We start from the raw sequence: 18,625 nt of genomic DNA, 5'->3' as shown, positions 1-18,625 counted from the left end.
TTAGTGTGCTTCATGGCCTGGGTTCTCCGCGCGGTAAATTTGCTGTCTCGACAACTACAAATGTACCACAAACGTTGGGAATTCAGGCCTACTTTCTTACTGCTAAATCTTTAACCGGACAGCAGTGTAATCATCAATTTATACTGCAGTGCATAAAATAATCAGATGTCAAGTTGACCCACGTGCACAGGCTGCCCCCATAGTCGGGAGATCAATGTCTGATTTGGGCTGCCTGTACTCCAGAACTCAACGCCCCCACTCTGCTGCTCCTGATGAACGCTGCCGCGCAGCTGAAGTTGCCGCTTCAGTTCACGCGCAATGGCATCGCCGGTATCAAGAATAGAGACGTTATCACCTGCAATCTCAGTAATCAGAGGTATCACATAGGGGTAGTGGGTACAGCCGAGAACAATAGTATCAACCCCCTGCTCCAACAACGGCTTGAGATAAGCGGTTAACATGGCTCGGGTCTCCTCTCCCGCAAGATCACCCGACTCGATGCGCTCCACCAGTCCGGGACAGGGTTGAACCAGCAGTCTGGCATCGGCAGCAAAGCGCGCTTTCAGGCTATTGAACCGTTCACTACTCACTGTACCACTGGTGGCCAGTACAGCCACCACACCTGTGCGACTATGTGTTACAGCCGGTTTAAGCGCAGGTTCCATACCGATGACAGGAATAGTATAGCGAGCCCTGAGCAGATTGACCGCCACGGCAGTAGCCGTATTGCAAGCCACGACGATCGCCTGCGCCCCCTGCGCTACGAGAAAGTCAGAGATCTTAATGCAGCGCTCGCTCACCTCTGCCGGGCTTTTGCAGCCATAAGGCATAAAGGCGGAGTCAGCCACATAGATCAATGATTCGGAGCTCAGATACTGATGAATATGCGTCAACACGGAGAGCCCGCCAACACCGGAGTCGAATACACCTATAGATTTCTGCATAGTGGAATGTTCCATCGCTCCCATTTCATTTTAGTGCTGAAGCTATCCAAAAAAGAAGCCAAGCGAAGAGAATAAAACATCAGATTAAGAAACCGGAATATCTGAAGTAATATAGTTATTGATGATAACGCATCATGTGACCAGAATCATCTTATGCACTCTGACCCGCACCAATGGATCAATGAACATGGCGATTATCTCTACCGTTATGCGATGTCACGTGTTCACAGTGAGGAGATTGCTGCTGATCTTCTGCAGGAGACACTGCTTGCAGCCTGGAAAAGTCACACTACTTTTGCCGGCCAATCTACCATTCGAACGTGGTTGACCGGCATTCTCAAACATAAAATCATCGATCACATCCGCAAAGAGATCCGTGAGCGAAACCTGAGTGATAACGTGAGTAGCGATCCTACCACTGCCTACTTCAACAACGATGGCAGCTGGAGTGAAGCCCCGCATGCATGGAATGAAAATCCTGAGAGCCTCTGTCGCAACGAGCAGTTCAATAACGTACTTGAAAAATGTGTAAGTAAACTTCCTGAAAAACAGCGCCTTATTTTCCGGCTGCGTGACATCAGCGGTGATGACACGGAAACTGTCTGTAAGAGTTGCGGTATTACAGCGACCAATCTGCATGTTCTTCTGCACCGGGCGCGCCTTGCACTGCGAAAATGTCTTGAGATCCACTGGTTTGGCGTGGGAGAAAACCGATGAATCACGCATGTAAAGAGATCTCGCGACTGGCATCCGAGAGTATCGAACGAGAATTATCCCTCTGGGAGAGGTTCAGATTCCATCTGCACATGGCCGTGTGCAAACACTGCAGGAACTTTGAGCAGGCTATTGAACTGATGCATCAGGCAGCTGCGCTGATGCATCAAAGCCGCTATGGCGAGATCAAACTCACCGATTCACAACGCAACCGCCTGCATAAGGCAATGGATGAGCTGAACTAGAAGTCTTCAACAAGCAGCCACAGCCTGAACTGTCGCTGCTTTCTTCAATAATCTATTCAACCATCGCCGGAAGCGGAAGACTCCATATATGAAACCCGGAAGTGCCACCAGCAGCATGCATACCCTTTTTCGCGACTCGATCCACCTTACGATCAGAGTGATAATAAACCCTACCGTTGGCACCGATTGCTGGTGCGCCATCGTGGGCAGCATCAGAAGTAAGGCGTGTCAGATGCTGACCATCACGGCGAATCATCCATACATCCCAGTTCTCTTTTTTGATTTTGGCACCCGCTTCACCACGGTTGGATGTGAATGCGATCCACTTGCCATTCGGGCTCCATGTTGGCTGCACATCAATGCTGTTGGAGTTGGTCAACTGAATCAGATTTGAACCATCCACATCCACCATAAACAGGTGCCAGCTATGGCCTGTCTGCATTGAGAAAACGATGCTCTTGCCATCAGGTGAGATCGATGGATTCACGCCTGCCGTCAGACTGCTCTCCTCTCCATTTTTACCGATATGCAGCAGGCGCGTCTCATTACCGGCAATCTTCCAGTTTTTAAAATCCAGTTGATTGATCATTTTGACGTTGCCTGACCTTACCAGACCGGAGGTTGGCAGCAGTCGCACACCGATTAACTCCCCACTATCAAGCACAATCATCTCAACAAACTCACCAGTCAGACGGGCGAGTCGCCGTACAGCCCCCTGACCATTGGCCCCCATCTGCCAGACCCCCAGATCACCACCCCGATCAGAGAGGAAGGTGGCGTGTTCAGGGCCGTGCCAGGCGGCTGAGCGGAAAGCCCGCTGATCATCGGTCACCACATTCAGAGGGTCGCCATTCTCCAGCAGACGTCGCGTTACCCTGTTTTTGTTGTGCTTTCCAGAGACCACCAGAAGGTGTTTACCGTTGGGCGATATTTTTGGGTACATCTCCGTCTCACCGGACTCCAACGTCAGCAGTGTGGCATTTTCAGAAGAGAATGAAGAGGTTTCGGCTGCAGGACTCCTCTCCATCACCTCCTGCTGTAACCAGTCAAGAAGATCATCACTGTAAGCATTAGAGGATAAAACGAGCGTCGCCACCAGAGCAAAAGCAAAGCGAATCACGTTACTACCTCCTCTTGAGATCATTACTTGATATCCACTTTCCAGATATTCCAGCCGGTGTAAGTATCACCCTGAGGATTGCTTAATGTCCGGTTCGAGTGGAACACAACACTGTCGTTATCCAGCCAGGCAGGACCGCCATCGGTTGCATCTTTTGCATTGGTCAGGCGCGTTGCACGATTGCTGCTGACATCCAGCATATAGATTGAGGTGTTGCGAACATCTCCCGCTGAATCACGGTTAGAGACAAAGGCCAGTTTTTTACCATCCGGGCTCCAGGCTGGCTCAAAATCGCCATACTCAGAGTTGGTCACCTGCATCAGGTTGTCACCATCAATATCCTGCATCCAGATGTCGTAGTTGCCGTTCGTCTCCCGGACAAATGCAATGCGTTTGCCATCGGGAGAGATCGCACCATCATAGGCATTGGGAATCATAATGATCTCGCTGCTGCTGCGTGTGAAGAGGTAGAGTACCGGGGCATCAAGCTGGTTTTCTTTGCCCGTTTTGGTTGCAGCATAACCCTGTTTGTAACGGAAGTTGTCGGAATCGTAGGTACGCCAGTGCTGACCCACCAGTTCAGAGTGCGGATACTTGGTAAACTCTGCCAGCATCTGGTTGTAACGTGCCTTCTGGAATGTGGTATCAAAACACCACAGCTTACCATCGCTGGAGGCATTGAGGTGGAATGGAGCAATGGTGCCCCGGTAGATAGCCATACCGCCAATAGAGACCTGACCATCACCTCTGCCCTGCCACATCCATGCCGAGATCGGACCGACGCGATCACTCACATAACCGATAGAGCCATCATCAACAGCAACGCCATAGCGCATGGAGTCATGCAGCGCCAGCTTCTTCATCTGGTAACGACCTGAATTTGGCGTTGTCTTGGCGACACGGTACATGGAGAGGTCATCACCCTTGCGCTGACCGAAAACCAGAAACTGTCCGGCGACAGAGGGATAAACACTCTCAACGCCCCGATCTGCAACGTAGGGGGCAACCGGATAGAGCGGAGGCTGCGGCTTTGAGACTATCGTCTGGCTCATGGCCAGTGAGGGTTGAACCAACATAGCTGCAACTGCGACGGCTGACAGCAAGTATCTGATTTTCATGTCGTGATCTCCTGAATACAGTTATTTCTGCTTCGTGAAGAGAACTTCAACTACTAGGCCCCCACCTAAAGCAGGCGAATCATACATCTGCACTTTCGTAAGCCTTTGTGACTTTCGTCACAGATTAAAAGCTTTTAACATACAATTAACCGAATCCGTATCCATTCGGCATACTGCTTCTGTTTGCAGCTAAATTTTGCCTTCGGACTTCAAATCATTGAGCAGATCTTCATAGTTGATGACCGGCTCATAATCCTGTGCTTCAAAGGCCATCAGGTTCTTCTGATCCTCTGCCAGCATGTTACAGACCGCTTCATTGACAATATCGGAAATGGAACGATCCGTTCCTGCTGCCCGTAGCCGTAACGCCTTGTGAATATTTTCATCAAAATAGATGGTTGCCTGCTTAGCCTTGCTTTTATCCATGATTCACCCCGTAAAATGAGAGGATAATAACATCACATTAAGACGTCAAAGGTGCACAGTCGCCCCTACTCCTTCCGGTGCTCTTTGTAATAGTTAATCAGACCATTGGTCGATGCATCATGGTTGGTTGTCTCTTCAAAATCGTCCAGTTCAGGAAGGATTTTCCTGGCCAGCTGTTTACCAAGTTCAACGCCCCACTGATCATAGGCATTAAGATCCCAGATCACACTCTGCACAAAGATCTTATGCTCATACATCGCCAACAGGCTTCCAAGCGCTTTCGGCGTCAACTTCTGAAACAGGATGGAGTTGGTCGGCTTATTGCCGGGGAACACCTTATGCGGCAACAGTGCCTCCAGCGCTTCGCCGCTTAAACCTTCAGCCTCAAGCTCTTCACGCACCTCGTCTTCGGTCTTTCCAACCATCAACGCTTCAGTCTGGGCGAAAAAGTTGGAGAGCAGCATCGGATGGTGACGCCCCACCGGGTTTTTGGTCTCTACCGGCGCCAGAAAATCACACGGGATCAGCTTGGTACCCTGATGAATCAGCTGATAGAAGGCGTGCTGCCCATTGGTGCCCGGTTCGCCCCAGATAATCGGACCGGTCGAGTAGTCTACAGCTTCGCCGCTGCGGGTTACCCGCTTACCGTTACTCTCCATATCACCCTGCTGGAAGTAGGCAGCAAATCGATGCATATACTGATCATACGGCAGCATGGCATGCGAATCGGCATCAAAGAAATTATTATACCAGACACCGAGCATGGCCAGCATAACCGGTATATTCTCCTCAAATGGCGCCGTGCGGAAATGCTCATCCATCTCATGAGCACCCTCTAACAGCTCCTCGAAATGATCCATGCCGAGATAGAGCGCAATGGAGAGGCCTACCGCACTCCAGAGCGAATAACGACCACCCACCCAGTCCCAGAACTCAAACATGTTGGCGGTATCAATGCCGAATGCAGAGACCGCCTTGGCATTGGTTGAGACGGCGACAAAGTGCTGGGCAACCGCTGTTTTACTACCACCTCGCGTGAGAAACCAGTCACGCGCTGTGCGCGCATTGGTGATGGTCTCCTGGGTGGTAAATGTTTTGGAGACAATGACAAACAGCGTGGTTTCGCGGGAGAGATGCCTGAGCGTCTCAACCATATGCGTACCATCAACATTGGAGACAAAATGCATATGAATCTTGTCACGGCCATAGGGAGTCAGAGCGGCACTCACCATGACCGGCCCCAGATCCGAGCCACCGATACCGATATTGACCACATCGGTGATCGGTTTGCCTGTACTTCCCAGCCACTCACCGGAGCGCACCGATTCGGTAAAGCTGCGCATCTGCGCCAGTACCCGATTCACATCAGGCATCACATCATGGCCATCTACCATCACCGGACGGTTGGAGCGGTTGCGCAGTGCCGTATGCAGCACGGCCCTGTCTTCTGTGTTGTTAATCTTTTCGCCAGCGAACATGCGCTCTGTCCAGCCCTGAACATCACGTTCACGCGCCAGATCGAGTAGCAGATCACGGGTCTCTTCGGTAAGAATGTTTTTGGAGTAGTCGACAAGCGTATCGCCGAAATGCAGGGAGAATTTATCAAAGCGTTGCGGATCATCGGCAAAGAGATCGCGCATATGTACCTTTTTCATCGCTTCGGCGTGTACTGCCAGTTTTTTCCATGCTGCTGTTTGCGTCAGTTCAGACACTTATCCCCCCTTACCGCTGATGAACGGATGACCAGAAGTGTATGGCTCAGCCTCTGCACAGGCTAAACCTAGTCAGCTCAGGATTCAAACTATGAAATAGACGCACAACATGTTTATGAGAGGCAACAGCCATGCTAGGATGGCGATGTCAGGGGAGAGGTCAAATGGCTGAGCTGAATATTGTATTTATCGCATCGGAAGCGTCACCGCTCGCAAAAACGGGAGGATTAGCTGATGTGGCAGGTTCACTGCCGCATGCACTGCAGCACATCGGCCACAAGGTTACGGTGATTCTGCCCTTCTATCGCAGAGAGCTCGAAAAAAACGGTATCAGTACAAAACCGCTGCATACCTCCATCGAGATGTGGGCCGATGGTGTGCAGCGCCAGTGCCCTCTGCATCAGGCCGAGATCAGTGGTCTGCACTATATTCTCATCGAGCAGGATGATCTCTATGACCGCGAAGGTATCTACGGCCCGCCCGGTGGCGCCTATGAAGACAACCTGCTGCGCTTCCTGCTCTTTGATCGTGTCGCACTGGAAGCGGCAGCCATGCCTGGCAAAAAGGTGGATATCATTCACTGCCACGACTGGCAGACCGGCATGATTCCGGTACTGCTTAAAACACAGTACCAGCACCACCCCGCTATTGCTCAGGCCAAAACGGTTTATACCATTCATAACCTCGCCTATCAGGGCAACTTCTCGCCGGAGTGGATTCATCGTCTTGGCATCCCCAGCCACCATTTCCATCCGGGTGATTTCGAATTTCACCACCAGATCAACTGCATGAAGGCCGGCATCGCCTCAGCCGATGCCATCACCACCGTCAGCCCCTCCTATGCCGAAGAGATCCTGACACCTGAATATGGCTGTGAGCTGGAGGGCTTCCTGCAGCATCACACAGGTAAACTTACCGGTATCGTCAATGGGCTGGATATTGACGACTGGGACCCATCTACCGACAAAACACTGATCAGCAACTACAAAGCCGGCAGTACTGCTGGCAAAAAACTGTGCAAAGAGGAGCTGCAGAAGGAGTTCGGACTGCAGGTATCGGCTGATACACCGCTGATGGTACTTATCTCCCGGCTGGCGGATCAGAAAGGTATTGATCTGCTGCTGGCCAATGCACAACGGTGGCTTGATCGCGGCTATCAACTGGGCATTCTGGGTTCCGGTGACCCACACAGTGAACATGCCCTGCATCAGATTGCCGATGCCAACCCCAAACAGATGTTCTTCTGGCGCGGCTTTAATGAAACACTGGCCCGCCAGATCTATGCCGGTGGTGACATCTTCCTGATGCCATCGCGTTTTGAACCGTGCGGACTAGGGCAATTGATGGCCATGCGCTATGGTACAGTACCTGTGGTACGCGCAACAGGTGGCCTGAAAGATACCGTTACCGATCACAAAGTTAGTCGGGGCACAGCAACCGGCATCCACTTCACAGATGCTACACCTGAGGCCTTTGACGAGGCTGTCGAGTACGCCATCTCGCTATATGGCAACAAAACCATCTGGGCGCGCATGCGCAGCAATGCTCTGAAACGCGACTCATCATGGGAAGCCTCCGCCAGTGATTATGCCGAGCTATACAGGCAGCTGATCAGCTGATGAACAGGGTTCTGGCCGCCGACATCGGCGGCACCAATCTTCGCCTTGCCCTGATCGATCACAACGGTCTGTTTCTTGATGAGTGCCGGATTGAAGCCAGACTTAGTCGTCACGACAAAGCAACAGCAGAAGAGGCCGAAGCTTATATTCTCGATACCCTGCAGGAGGCTATCGCCCCTTTCCTGGCACAAAATCCGGTTGTTGATATCGGCATCGGCTTTCCGGGCTTTTTCCGTGGCCATAGTGGGGTACTGGCAGGCTCACCCAATCTTCCGCTACTACAGGAGTTTGCGCTGGCAGAGCGTCTCTCCCAGCGTTTGGGTATCCGCGTCTCAGTACAGAATGATGCCCTCTGCGCAGCTATCGGCGAACACCGTTTCGGTGCCGGACGGGGTAAAAACAGCCTGCTGCATGTCACCCTTGGCACCGGTGTGGGTGGCGGCCTGATTCTGGCTGGCGCTCCCTATACCGGTGAGCACGGCATGGCGATGGAGTTCGGTCACCTGCGCGTGGTAGATAAGCACGGGCGCAGCTGCGGCTGTGGTAATCACGGTTGCCTTGAAGCCTATGCATCGGCTACCGCTGTCAGCCGCCGCTTTGCCGAGATCAGTGGTATCGATACCGATGCCAGACAGGTTTACGAATATGCCTGTGACGGCAACAAAAAAGCAGCTGACATACTCAGGGATACCGGCTTCTACCTGGGCCTTGCCATTGCCGAAGCGGTGAAGCTGCTTGATATCGAGACTGTCAGTATCAGCGGCGGCTTAAGCCATGCATGGCACCTCATTCACCCGCCTCTGATGGCTGAACTCAACAGCAATCTGATCCCCCCCCTGCGTGGTAAGATCAATGTTGTTCACTCCCTGCTTGATGACAATGCGGGACTGCTTGGAGCCGCTGCTATCGCCTCTCGCAGCTAACCTGTGGGTAGCTCCTATGCCATACCTGCTGACCATATCTGCGTAGAGCAGGAGATTAAACGCAGTCGCTTTATCACCGACATCGCTCAGGCTGAGTCAAAAGAGCATGCACTTGCTTTTATTGATCAGATCAAAAAGCGGGAGCCTGAAGCACGCCACCACTGCTGGGCCTATATTGCCGGTCACCCTGTTCAATCAATTGATCGGGCCTGCTCTGATGATGGCGAACCACAGGGTACAGCTGGAAAGCCGATGTTGAATGTACTGCAACATAAAAATATCGGAGAGATCGTGGTGGTGGTTAGTCGCTACTTTGGCGGCATCAAACTCGGTGCCGGTGGACTGGTGCGCGCCTACTCAAGTGCTGTACAGCAAGCTGTTGAAGCGCTGCCACTTAAACTGCACACCGCCACAGTGCCAGCCATTATCCACCTCCCCTTTGCACTGGAGAGTCAGCTTCGCCACCTGCTTGAGGGGCTGGGTATTGCCATCGGCAAAACCCTTTATCACACCAGCGTTGAAATGCATATCGAGGTAGAGATCGGCAGAGAGTCTGCGCTTGAAGAGGCTGTGATCAATATCAGCAGTGGCAGTGCCAGTGTCACATTCCCTGAGAGCCAGAGATAAAAAAAGACGCGGAGCCAGGGCCCCGCGTCTTTTCATTGTCAGGTTAAACTGCGAATCAGCGAAGTATCGGCTCTGGTTTAACCGGATCCAGATGCCAGATATCACGATTGTAATCCTGCATGGTGCGATCAGTTGAGAACTTACCACTGTATGCAGTATTAAGAACACTCATCTTCTGCCAGCGATCCTGATCCTGGAATGCGAGCGAAGCCTGCTGCTGCGCATCAACATAAGAGCGGAAATCTGCTGCCACCAGCCATGGGTCATTGGCGCAACGGATCGCACCGATCACCGACTGGAAAAGTCCCTGCTCAAACTGATTGAAGTGACCACTCTCCAGCAGCCCCATCACACGCCTGAAATCTTCATCCGCCGCGATGATTGCATTGGGATCATAGTGACCACGCACCGCTTCCACTTCTCCTGCATCCAGACCAAAGAGGAAGAAGTTCTCATCCCCAACCTCTTCACGAATCTCGATATTGGCGCCATCAAGTGTGCCGATGGTCATCGCACCATTCATCATAAACTTCATGTTACCGGTGCCTGAAGCCTCTTTACCGGCCGTAGAGATCTGCTCGGAGAGATCAGCAGCCGGGGCAATCACCTCCATGGCAGAAACACGGTAGTTCGGGAAGAAGACCACTTTCAGCTTGTCACCCACTTCAGGATCGTTGTTCACAACCTCAGCGACATTACTGATCAGTTTGATGATCTGCTTGGCCATGTAATAACCCGGCGCTGCCTTACCACCAATCAGCACACAACGGTTTGTCCAGTTCTCACTATCACCACGTTTGATACGGTCATAAAGATGAATCACATGCAGCAAGTTCAATAGCTGACGCTTGTATTCATGGATACGTTTCACCTGAATATCAAACATCGCATCGGGACTGAATGTGACACCACACTCCTTCTCGACCACGTCTGCCAGACGCTCTTTATTCTGACGCTTGCAGGCTGCCCATTTAGCGCGGAAAGCAGCATCATCAGCATAAGGTACCAGGTTGCGCAGCTCGTTCAGATCAGTCACCCAGCCTTCACCAATGGTTTCACCGATCAGTTTGGACATCGGCTTGTTACACCATGCCATCCAGCGGCGCTGTGTTACACCGTTGGTTTTGTTGTTGAATTTCTCTGGCCACAAGGCATAGAAATCGGCAAACAGCCCTTCAACCAGCAGGTCGGAGTGCAGCTGCGCCACACCGTTAACAGAGAAGCTGCCAGCAATCGCCAGATAGGCCATACGCACCTGCTGCACATCGCCCTCTTCAATGATCGACATACGACGCTGACGCTCAACATCACCAGGCCAATGTTTGGCAATCTCAGAGAGGAAACGCGCGTTAATCTCATAAATAATATCGAGAACGCGTGGCAGTAAGCGACCGAACAGGTAGACAGGCCAGCGCTCCAGCGCCTCGGGAAGGAGTGTATGGTTGGTGTATGCCATGGTTTTAGAGGTGATCGCCCACGCCTCATCCCAACCCATGCGATACTCATCAATCAAAATACGCATCAGTTCGGCCACAGAGACAGTCGGATGGGTATCATTAAGCTGGAAGCAGTTCTTTTCAGCAAACTTGCTGAAATCAGCACCGTGGTTTTTTACCCACTGGCGAATCACATCCTTGATACTGGCAGAGGCAAGGAAGTACTGCTGCCTTAAGCGCAGTTCCTTACCGTTTTCGCTGGAGTCATTGGGATAAAGTACCATCGAAATATGCTCAGCTTCATTTTTCTGAGCCACAGATTCCGGGTAACTACCGGCATTAAACTCACCCAGATCAAACTCGTCGGTCGCTGCCGATTTCCACAGACGCAGGGTGTTCACTGTTCCGTTTTTGTATCCCGGAACCGGGGTATCATAAGGAATTGCTACAACATCGTGAGAATCAACCCAGCGGCAGCGCTGCACACCTGTATCATCATGATAACACTCGGTACGACCGCCAAAATGGATACGCTGAGCATATTCAGGGCGCTCAATCTCCCAGACATTACCATTGATCAGCCAGTGGTCCGGCTCTTCGACCTGATAACCATTAACGATCTTCTGGCGAAACATGCCGTACTCATAACGGATGCCGTAACCGGTAACAGGCAGCTGCAGCGTGGCGCAGCTGTCAACAAAACAGGCGGCCAGTCGACCCAGGCCGCCATTACCAAGCCCAGCATCGTTTTCCTGCTCCATCTTCTCTTCCAGATCAAGCCCGAGCGCATGCAGTGCCTCTTCCACCTGCGGTTCAAGATCAAGATTAAGAACAGCATTGCCAAGCGAACGCCCCATCAGGAATTCAAGTGAGAGGTAGTAGGCACGTTTGCCCTCTGTCGTCTCATAGGCGTCCTTGGTGTTCTTCCAGTTCTCCATCAGATGATCGCGCACGGCATGAGCCACCGCACGATAACGATAGTGGAAATTGGTGCTACTGGAGTGCTGGCCCAGTGTACGCAGGAAATGGCGCTGGATACCGTTGACCAGACCATCAGCTGTTTTATCCAGCGGTGGCACATCGGTAATTCGGCGATGAGGTTTTACTGTTTCATTCATGATTTCAACCTTGTAAAAAAATTGGTGGCGCACCCTACATTTATCTCGGCTCTATTTCACGGAGATAAAAAAAGGGCTACTTAAAAGTAGCCCTTGATAAAAATTACTCCGCAGCAGATTACTGTTCGCGAAGCAGTCTGAAACCAATATATGGCAGGCGATAACGCGGATGGAAGACCCGACGGTCACCCGAACGCATATCCTTGGGGAAGCGATACCATGCACCACCACGAACAGAGCGATCTTTGTTGGATTTTGTCTCACTGTACTTTAACTCGGAACCGTCCCACTCCTGTTTGTAGTAAGAACCAGTCCACTCCCAGACATTGCCATGCATATCGTAGAGTCCCCAGGGATTGGGCCTCTTCTGACCAACCGGATGAGTCTTCTTATCCGCATTGCTGCTATTCCATGCATACTCGGAAAACGCAGTGGGATCTTCACCCCAGGAGAAGGCGGTTGTCGTACCTGCACGGGCTGCATACTCCCATTCAGCTTCTGTCGGCAGGCGATACTTCTGGCCTGCCCTTTTGGTAAGCCAGTCAGCATACATCTGAGCATCCTGCCATTTGACATGGATCGCAGGACGATTACCACGACCCCACTTCTCATCGCGGGCTTTGGCATTACCGGTCTTCTTGCAGAAGTAATCATACTGCTCGAATGTGACTTCATACTTACCCAGCCAGAAGCCTTTCTTGATCTCAACTTCGTGCTGCTCCTCATCGGGATAACGTCCAAATTCACCCTCTGGCGTACCCATGATGAACTTGCCCGGTGCAATGTAGACGAACTCGATACCAAACTCATCGGTCATCACATCGCCAGCTTTCGGCTCATCGGCCACTGCCTTCACCTGCACTGCCAGCAGGGCAATTGAGAATATCAGGCCAACAAAACCACGCTTATGAAAATTCATATTCACTCTCCCTACTTCCATCTGATGTTGGGACGCTCGAAGATATCGAGAACTCTCTTATGCCCAAGCAGAAGATGGTAAAGCACCATAGATACGTGGCATGCAATGAACACATAGATCACAACGCCAAAAAACTCGTGCAGATTAAACATGAACAACATATCCATAGTCATACTACCGTCAGAACGCACCCCGTTCATGACGTAGGCTCCTGTCGTCCCCAGTGCAATCAGCGTCAGGAAGCCGAGACCGTGCATGGCACCAGCCAGTGCGGTACGTTTTTCAGGCAGTGCAAGCTTACCGGTGAAGATACCTGGCAACTCCTCTCTGGCCGACTTATAAAAGGCTGCACGATGCTTTTTCGAGAACCATGGCACCAGACGACCCCAGGCCTCCTTATCGGCAAAACGGGTCATGGCGTAGATAAAGCTGAGCAGGTAAGCGGTCCAGCCGATAAACATGATATGCCATGAAAAGAGAACATTCGCCCAGATCACCATTTTGCCCGGTTCAGGCACGCGCATTACCAGCGCACTACCAAGCTGAAACACCACGGTCACAATAAATAAAAAATGCAGAACGCGCGTTGCCGTATTAATTCTGTCCATCTGTTCCTCCGTACCTACAATTGGCAGCGAACAATAGAATGATTTCATTATATTATCAACATCTAATATAATACAGATTTTCGAGTCGAGGACTCACCCCTCCCAGGGTGGCACGCAGCCTGCGCTTTTTCTCTCTGAATTCAAGTGACAGGATTCCTTACTTGCACTGTTAAATGTCGAATAAATCGAATATTAAACAGCCCTGAAAAGGAGGTCAGGAAAACAGAACAAGTAGCTATGACGTTATAAATCCAAGCTCACGAACGTGTGAAAGCACCTTTAAGCCTGAAATTATCAGGCAGGTGAAAGGCCAAGCAGCAGGGCCAGATCAGAGAGCCCCTCCTGTACGCGGCTGTAGGTGGTATCGACGGTCTCTTTTACACCCCCTTCCAGCGCCTTCATACTTTCAAGAATATCCCGTGCCTGCTCAAAACCACGTTCGACACCAATCTTCACGTTATTAAACAGCTGCTCTCTGGAACGCTGCTCATCGACTGGCAGCTCAGACTGCACATTTTCAGCACTTCCGATCAACCGGGTTGCAAAACTGATGATCCGCTCAGCTGTCGCTTCCGGACTCATATCCAGATCAGAATCAACAGCGCGCTGGACCGCCCCGTCACCGAGATAGGGTTTAAACATCTCGTTTATCTTCTCCTGTGCCGCCTGCAAAATCAACGCGGTAGGGTTGTTTGCCGCATTCAGACTCATACGGTTATCAAGTTTAGCCTGAACAGCCGCCGGAAGCGCAGAAGCTTTGCCTTGCTCTGCTACACCCTTCTGTGGAAGAAGAGTCGCATTGGCAGTGCTATAGCCGGGAATTGTAATCGCCATCACATTCTCCTGAGATCTGGCTGATTAACATGCAGCCGCAACCTCCTTACTCATTATCGCATAAATTCAGGTAAACTGAAGCAGCAGGAGGAGAGCGTAATTGCAAGGTGTGGAGCAATGCTGCAGTTTAAGCAGATAAAGCTTAAGCTCAGGCTTATTTCACCGATATACGTATAAGTTAGCCCTATCAAGGAGACAGGACGATTCCAGATCCACATTTAAGTACTGGTATGTATACAATTCCCACGGGCCTGTCGCATGATCAGGATCTGGTTCAACGTATTGAGAAGCTTAATGCCATCGGCATTGCGCTCTCAGCCGAGAGCGACATGCCACGCCTGATGGAGATGATTCTCGTCGGCGCCAAAGTGATCACCCGCGCTGACGGTGGCACACTGTATACAGTGTCTGATGATAAAAGCCTGCATTTTGAAATTGTGCGCACCAGCTCGCTCGGCATCAATATGGGCGGCACCACGAAACGGTCGGTGCAATTTAAAGCCATAGCACTCTACCACCGTGATGGACGACCCAACAATGAGCGTGTGGTTGCCTACTCTGCCCTGAACAATGAGACAGTTAATCTCGCCGATGTTTATGAAGACAATGGTGCCGGCTTCGATTTCACAGGACCGCGTATGTTTGATGAACGCATGAACTACCGCACCCGCTCCATGCTCTCCGTACCGATGGTTAACCATGATGGCAAAACAGTCGGTGTCATTCAGCTAATCAATAAACAGGGCGGCCAGCATAGTGACGCCATCGCCTTTGATGAAGATGATATCCATCTGGTGAAATCACTGGCCTCTCAGGGCGCTGTCGCACTGACGAATAAACGGCTGATTGATGATCTCAAAGAGCTGTTTGACTCCTTCATCAAAACCATCGCAACCGGCATCGATGAGAAGTCACCCTACACCGGCGGCCACTGCAAGCGTGTTCCGGTACTGACACTGGCTCTGGCTGATGCTGCCAGCCGTGCAGATGGAGCGCTGAAAGATTTCACCCTGACAGAGAAGGAGCGCTACAGCCTTGAAGTGGCCTCATGGCTGCACGATTGCGGCAAACTTGTCACGCCTGTGCATGTGGTCGACAAAGCGACCAAGCTTGAGACCATCTATGATCGCATCACCCTGATCGACACCCGTTTCGAAGTTCTTAAACGCGATGCCGAAATCGCCATGTTAAAGCAGCTTCTGGAGATAGGTCTGGAGGGGCCAGCTGCTGAGGATGCTGTTCGCAACTACCATCGCGAGCTTGAAGCGCTTGATAACGAACGCGATTTTATCCGCCACTGCAACAAAGGCGTTGAATCGATGGCACCTGAACTCAAAGAGCGCGTCAAAGCCATCGCCAAGCGCACATGGTGCAACTGTGATGGCGAGGTTGTCCCCTTCTTCTCTGAGGATGAGCTGAACAACCTGCTGATCCACTACGGCACCCTTAATGCCGATGAGCGACAGATCGTCAACGACCATATCGTGGTCACCAACAAAATGCTTAGATCGATGAAGTTCCCGCGTGATATGGAGAATGTGCCTGAATATGCAGGCGGCCATCATGAGCGCATGGATGGGAAAGGCTACCCGCTGGGGCTAACCCGCGAAGAGATGAGCGTACCGGCCAGAGTGATGGCAATTGCCGATGTCTTTGAAGCACTCACCGCCAGAGATCGCCCCTACAAAGATGCCAAAAAACTCTCTGAATCGTTATCGATTCTGGGTAAGATGAAACAGCAGCATCACATCGATCCCGACCTCTTCGATCTCTTTATTGAGGAGAAGGTCTACCTCCCCTACGCACAGGAGTTCATGGCCCCTGAACTGATCGATATTATTGAACCCTCCGAGATCCCCGGCTATCCGTTCGACATGGAGTGAAATGATCCCTTGAGGTTAGCGGCAACCATGACAACTCCGGACTCATAATGAGCCTGAACCATAGAGGCTGCTTTTCACCACCAAAAAATGCCTCTAAGCCCTTGTATCGCCCATACTTAGAAATCTTATCCTTTTATTGCAATTGGTTAGTTTCAATAAACCTGATCCGACCCGATCCTGCGCAATAAAAAAGGGCCACCGAATGGCAGCCCTTTCTCATTTGAGACCTGATCTTATATCAGCAGAGTTTACCCATCTTCGGCATTTCACCTACCAGTGGTGCAGCATAATCGATCCAGGCCTGAGTGACATCATTACCAGCCTCGTTGATGTACTCATCTTTCAGCTCGGTTGCTTCGCGTGCAACAGTAGAGAGCGGCGTGATAAAGCACTCACTGCTATAAGGTACACTGGAGAGCCTGCGAATCGCTACAGAACCCGGCTCAGCATTTGCCACGGCGTGATTGACACCAAACTCACCGACCATACGCGCTTCACGGGCATCGACTTCAGAGACAATGGTCGGAAAGCTGCGCTGCAGGTAACCGAAGGTATCAGCACGCACACGTACCGACTCGCCTGCATAGGCCTCTTTCACCTTGGATGAGAGAAAATCACCCAGCGCGCCTGTACCGGAGAGCTGCAGGTTACCGTGAGAGTCACGCTCACCCGAGGTCATCACAGGTTCACCGGCAGCATTGGTAATACCTTCTGATACAGCCACCACGCAGCGACCATATTTGGCCATGGTTGCTTTCACATCAGCCTGGAACTTGGCCACATCAAAGGTGCGCTCAGGTACATAGATCAGATGCGGACCATCACCCTCATCCTGACGCGCCAGTGCCGATGCAGCAGTCAGGAAACCGGCATCACGCCCCATCACCACGTTGATCTTAACACCGGCAAGGGCTGCGTTATCACGATCATCACCCATGAAGGCCAGCGCTACAAACTTAGCCGCTGACGCAAAACCCGGGCAGTGGTCGGTGACACGAAGATCGTTATCAATGGTTTTAGGAATATGGATAGTGCAGAAGTCGTAGTTCGCCTCTTTGGCCATCTCGGCGATAATATGGGCGGTTTCTGCTGAATCGTTACCACCAATATAGAAGAAGTAACGTACATCATGCTTTTTAAACACTTCAAAAACGCGCTCGCACTCTGCCCTGCCGGGTTTCAGACGTACCGAACCCAGGCCGGCGGCAGGCGTAGCCGCAACAACTTCAAGCTCTTCATCACTCTGTGTCGTCAGGTCGATGAAATCTTCCTTCATAATACCGGCAATACCGTGGTGCGCACCAAGGATACCTGTAATGTCGGACTGCTTTCTTGCCGCCAGTACAGCACCTACCAGCGACTGATTAATGACTGCCGTCGGTCCACCCGACTGTCCGATCACCATCTTACCTTTCAAAGCCATGATTAGCCCTCCTATGATTGGCACGGCATAATAGCGACTTATGGGCTGCATGACACCCCTCTTTTTACAGACTACTGATATCAATCCAAGGAAGGATGAACATGACCTTTAAGCAGCAACTGGCGCAGTTATCCGCCATCCTGATCAGAGCAGGCAGGGAGATTATTATGCCCGCCTATGCACGCTCTGTGCAGGCAACAAGTAAAGCTGACGGTTCTGTGGTGACCGAGACCGATCTGGCCTGTCAGCACTTTATCGAACAGGAACTGCTTAAAATCGACCCGATGATCGGTTTTCTTGGTGAAGAGATGAGCCAGGCAGAGCAGTTAAGCTGCCTGCAGCAGAGAGGCGGAGCATTCTGGTGCCTTGATCCGCTTGATGGCACCACCAACTTTGCGACCTCCTTCCCGGGCTTCTCAATCTCACTGGCCCTGATCAGAAACGGCCATACTGAGCTCGCCTGCATCCATGACCCGGTGCGTTCAGAGACCTTTACCGCCTGTCTCGGTGGCGGCGCCTCACTGAATGGCCAGCCCATCCACTGCTCAGAAGAGAACGTGCTGAGCAACAGCGTCGGCTTTATCGATTTCAAACGGCTGCAGAGAGAGATCGCCTGCCGCCTGGCAACTGAAAAGATCTATCGTAGCCAGCGCAATGTCGGCAGCTGCGCATTGGAGTGGGCATGGCTTGCCGCCGGACGCGGCCAGTTTATTATCCACGGAGGCGAAAAACTGTGGGACTTTGCCGCTGGCTCACTGCTGGCATCTGAGGCGGGGTGCTGTGTCGGCGATTTTTCCGCAACAGAACTATTTCCGACCTCTTCTCTCTCCTCCCCCATTCTGGCCACTTGCAGCCGTTCCCTTCAGGATGAGCTAAAACAGCAGCTGCGATAGTGAATCTACTATATATATAAAGTACTTTTTTACTCACTCCATTTGGGGTCGCATTTTACCGAA

Annotated in this window: 17 protein-coding genes; 7 read left to right on the top strand and 10 right to left on the bottom strand. The window is 51.6% G+C overall.

What is annotated here, in order from left to right; genetic code table 11:
• Window positions 1–161: 161 nt before the first annotated feature.
• The gene (gene murI / locus F3F93_RS11780) at window positions 162–944 is read right to left on the bottom strand and encodes a glutamate racemase (protein WP_241697128.1); all 783 of its coding nucleotides are present in this window, start codon (window positions 942–944) and stop codon (window positions 162–164) included.
• 153 nt (window positions 945–1,097) lie between these two features.
• Here murI and F3F93_RS11775 point away from each other — a divergent pair, with 153 nt between their 5' ends.
• Window positions 1,098–1,661, top strand: coding sequence for a sigma-70 family RNA polymerase sigma factor (locus F3F93_RS11775; RefSeq protein WP_176959392.1), 564 nt, complete (start codon window positions 1,098–1,100; stop codon window positions 1,659–1,661).
• Window positions 1,658–1,903 carry a zf-HC2 domain-containing protein gene (locus F3F93_RS11770; protein WP_176959391.1) on the top strand — a complete coding sequence of 82 codons (246 nt, stop codon included), beginning with the start codon at window positions 1,658–1,660 and terminating at the stop codon, window positions 1,901–1,903. Before F3F93_RS11775 ends, F3F93_RS11770 begins: the two co-directional genes overlap by 4 nt.
• A 52-nt stretch (window positions 1,904–1,955) precedes the next feature.
• Here F3F93_RS11770 and F3F93_RS11765 read toward each other — a convergent pair whose 3' ends face one another.
• From F3F93_RS11765 to pgi, 4 genes are all read right to left on the bottom strand, one after another.
• Complete coding sequence (locus F3F93_RS11765; protein ID WP_206675434.1) at window positions 1,956–3,023, bottom strand: PD40 domain-containing protein; 1,068 nt, start codon at window positions 3,021–3,023, stop codon at window positions 1,956–1,958.
• Between the two features lie 23 nt (window positions 3,024–3,046).
• On the bottom strand, window positions 3,047–4,141 hold the full coding sequence (locus tag F3F93_RS11760) for a PD40 domain-containing protein (RefSeq protein WP_176959389.1): 1,095 nt from the start codon (window positions 4,139–4,141) through the stop codon (window positions 3,047–3,049).
• Between the two features lie 189 nt (window positions 4,142–4,330).
• Entirely contained in the window at window positions 4,331–4,567 is a 237-nt protein-coding gene (locus F3F93_RS11755; RefSeq protein WP_176959388.1) for a plasmid partition protein ParG, read from the bottom strand.
• 65 nt (window positions 4,568–4,632) lie between these two features.
• Window positions 4,633–6,279: a glucose-6-phosphate isomerase gene (gene pgi / locus F3F93_RS11750; protein ID WP_176959387.1), complete on the bottom strand. Its 1,647-nt coding sequence runs from the start codon at window positions 6,277–6,279 to the stop codon at window positions 4,633–4,635.
• 164 nt (window positions 6,280–6,443) lie between these two features.
• Between pgi and glgA the strand changes: the two genes are divergently transcribed.
• Genes glgA through F3F93_RS11735 form a run of 3 tightly spaced genes read left to right on the top strand, consistent with a single transcriptional unit; the run spans window position 6,444 to window position 9,448 of the window.
• Window positions 6,444–7,898, top strand: a complete 1,455-nt coding sequence (glgA, locus tag F3F93_RS11745) for a glycogen synthase GlgA (protein ID WP_176959386.1) — start codon at window positions 6,444–6,446, stop codon at window positions 7,896–7,898.
• A complete protein-coding gene (locus tag F3F93_RS11740) occupies window positions 7,898–8,821 on the top strand; it encodes an ROK family protein (protein ID WP_176959385.1) in 924 nt (307 codons plus the stop codon). The genes glgA and F3F93_RS11740 overlap by 1 nt, the downstream gene beginning before the upstream one ends.
• 3 nt (window positions 8,822–8,824) lie before the next feature.
• Window positions 8,825–9,448 (top strand): YigZ family protein, encoded by a 624-nt coding sequence (locus tag F3F93_RS11735; RefSeq protein ID WP_176959384.1) that lies wholly within the window; start codon window positions 8,825–8,827, stop codon window positions 9,446–9,448.
• A gap of 55 nt (window positions 9,449–9,503) precedes the next feature.
• Here the strand turns inward: F3F93_RS11735 and F3F93_RS11730 are convergent, their stop codons facing one another.
• The 4 genes from F3F93_RS11730 to F3F93_RS11715 all read right to left on the bottom strand — a co-directional run bounded on the left by F3F93_RS11730 (window position 9,504) and on the right by F3F93_RS11715 (window position 14,363).
• On the bottom strand, window positions 9,504–12,002 hold the full coding sequence (locus tag F3F93_RS11730) for a glycogen/starch/alpha-glucan phosphorylase (protein ID WP_176959383.1): 2,499 nt from the start codon (window positions 12,000–12,002) through the stop codon (window positions 9,504–9,506).
• Window positions 12,003–12,120: 118 nt separating this feature from the next.
• Window positions 12,121–12,921 (bottom strand): formylglycine-generating enzyme family protein, encoded by an 801-nt coding sequence (locus F3F93_RS11725; RefSeq protein ID WP_176959382.1) that lies wholly within the window; start codon window positions 12,919–12,921, stop codon window positions 12,121–12,123.
• Window positions 12,922–12,932: 11 nt separating this feature from the next.
• The gene (locus F3F93_RS11720; RefSeq protein WP_176959381.1) at window positions 12,933–13,529 is read right to left on the bottom strand and encodes a cytochrome b/b6 domain-containing protein; all 597 of its coding nucleotides are present in this window, start codon (window positions 13,527–13,529) and stop codon (window positions 12,933–12,935) included.
• 294 nt (window positions 13,530–13,823) lie between these two features.
• Window positions 13,824–14,363 carry a DUF5610 domain-containing protein gene (locus tag F3F93_RS11715; protein WP_176959380.1) on the bottom strand — a complete coding sequence of 180 codons (540 nt, stop codon included), beginning with the start codon at window positions 14,361–14,363 and terminating at the stop codon, window positions 13,824–13,826.
• A gap of 230 nt (window positions 14,364–14,593) precedes the next feature.
• On the opposite strand from F3F93_RS11715, the gene F3F93_RS11710 reads away from it, so the two are divergent.
• The gene (locus F3F93_RS11710; protein ID WP_176959379.1) at window positions 14,594–16,246 is read left to right on the top strand and encodes an HD family phosphohydrolase; all 1,653 of its coding nucleotides are present in this window, start codon (window positions 14,594–14,596) and stop codon (window positions 16,244–16,246) included.
• A 238-nt stretch (window positions 16,247–16,484) separates the two neighbouring features.
• Here the strand turns inward: F3F93_RS11710 and F3F93_RS11705 are convergent, their stop codons facing one another.
• The gene (locus F3F93_RS11705) at window positions 16,485–17,669 is read right to left on the bottom strand and encodes a 6-phosphofructokinase (RefSeq protein ID WP_176959378.1); all 1,185 of its coding nucleotides are present in this window, start codon (window positions 17,667–17,669) and stop codon (window positions 16,485–16,487) included.
• Window positions 17,670–17,770: 101 nt separating this feature from the next.
• On the opposite strand from F3F93_RS11705, the gene F3F93_RS11700 reads away from it, so the two are divergent.
• Complete coding sequence (locus tag F3F93_RS11700) at window positions 17,771–18,562, top strand: inositol monophosphatase family protein (protein WP_176959377.1); 792 nt, start codon at window positions 17,771–17,773, stop codon at window positions 18,560–18,562.
• Window positions 18,563–18,625 lie beyond the last annotated feature (63 nt).

This window comes from Mariprofundus sp. KV (assembly GCF_013387475.1).
Taxonomy (GTDB): Bacteria; Pseudomonadota; Zetaproteobacteria; order Mariprofundales; family Mariprofundaceae; genus Mariprofundus.
This window is presented reverse-complemented; position numbering and strand designations above follow the sequence as displayed.

Coding starts and splice junctions, on each gene's coding strand:
- F3F93_RS11715 (WP_176959380.1), bottom strand. CDS start 14,363: ATGGCGATTACAATTCCCGGCTATAGCACTGCCAATGCGACTCTTCTT.
- murI (WP_241697128.1), bottom strand. CDS start 944: ATGCAGAAATCTATAGGTGTATTCGACTCCGGTGTTGGCGGGCTCTCC.
- F3F93_RS11760 (WP_176959389.1), bottom strand. CDS start 4,141: ATGAAAATCAGATACTTGCTGTCAGCCGTCGCAGTTGCAGCTATGTTG.
- glgA (WP_176959386.1), top strand. CDS start 6,444: ATGGCTGAGCTGAATATTGTATTTATCGCATCGGAAGCGTCACCGCTC.
- F3F93_RS11755 (WP_176959388.1), bottom strand. CDS start 4,567: ATGGATAAAAGCAAGGCTAAGCAGGCAACCATCTATTTTGATGAAAAT.
- F3F93_RS11770 (WP_176959391.1), top strand. CDS start 1,658: ATGAATCACGCATGTAAAGAGATCTCGCGACTGGCATCCGAGAGTATC.
- F3F93_RS11720 (WP_176959381.1), bottom strand. CDS start 13,529: ATGGACAGAATTAATACGGCAACGCGCGTTCTGCATTTTTTATTTATT.
- F3F93_RS11740 (WP_176959385.1), top strand. CDS start 7,898: ATGAACAGGGTTCTGGCCGCCGACATCGGCGGCACCAATCTTCGCCTT.
- F3F93_RS11700 (WP_176959377.1), top strand. CDS start 17,771: ATGACCTTTAAGCAGCAACTGGCGCAGTTATCCGCCATCCTGATCAGA.
- F3F93_RS11725 (WP_176959382.1), bottom strand. CDS start 12,921: ATGAATTTTCATAAGCGTGGTTTTGTTGGCCTGATATTCTCAATTGCC.
- F3F93_RS11730 (WP_176959383.1), bottom strand. CDS start 12,002: ATGAATGAAACAGTAAAACCTCATCGCCGAATTACCGATGTGCCACCG.
- F3F93_RS11705 (WP_176959378.1), bottom strand. CDS start 17,669: ATGGCTTTGAAAGGTAAGATGGTGATCGGACAGTCGGGTGGACCGACG.
- F3F93_RS11775 (WP_176959392.1), top strand. CDS start 1,098: ATGCACTCTGACCCGCACCAATGGATCAATGAACATGGCGATTATCTC.
- F3F93_RS11710 (WP_176959379.1), top strand. CDS start 14,594: ATGTATACAATTCCCACGGGCCTGTCGCATGATCAGGATCTGGTTCAA.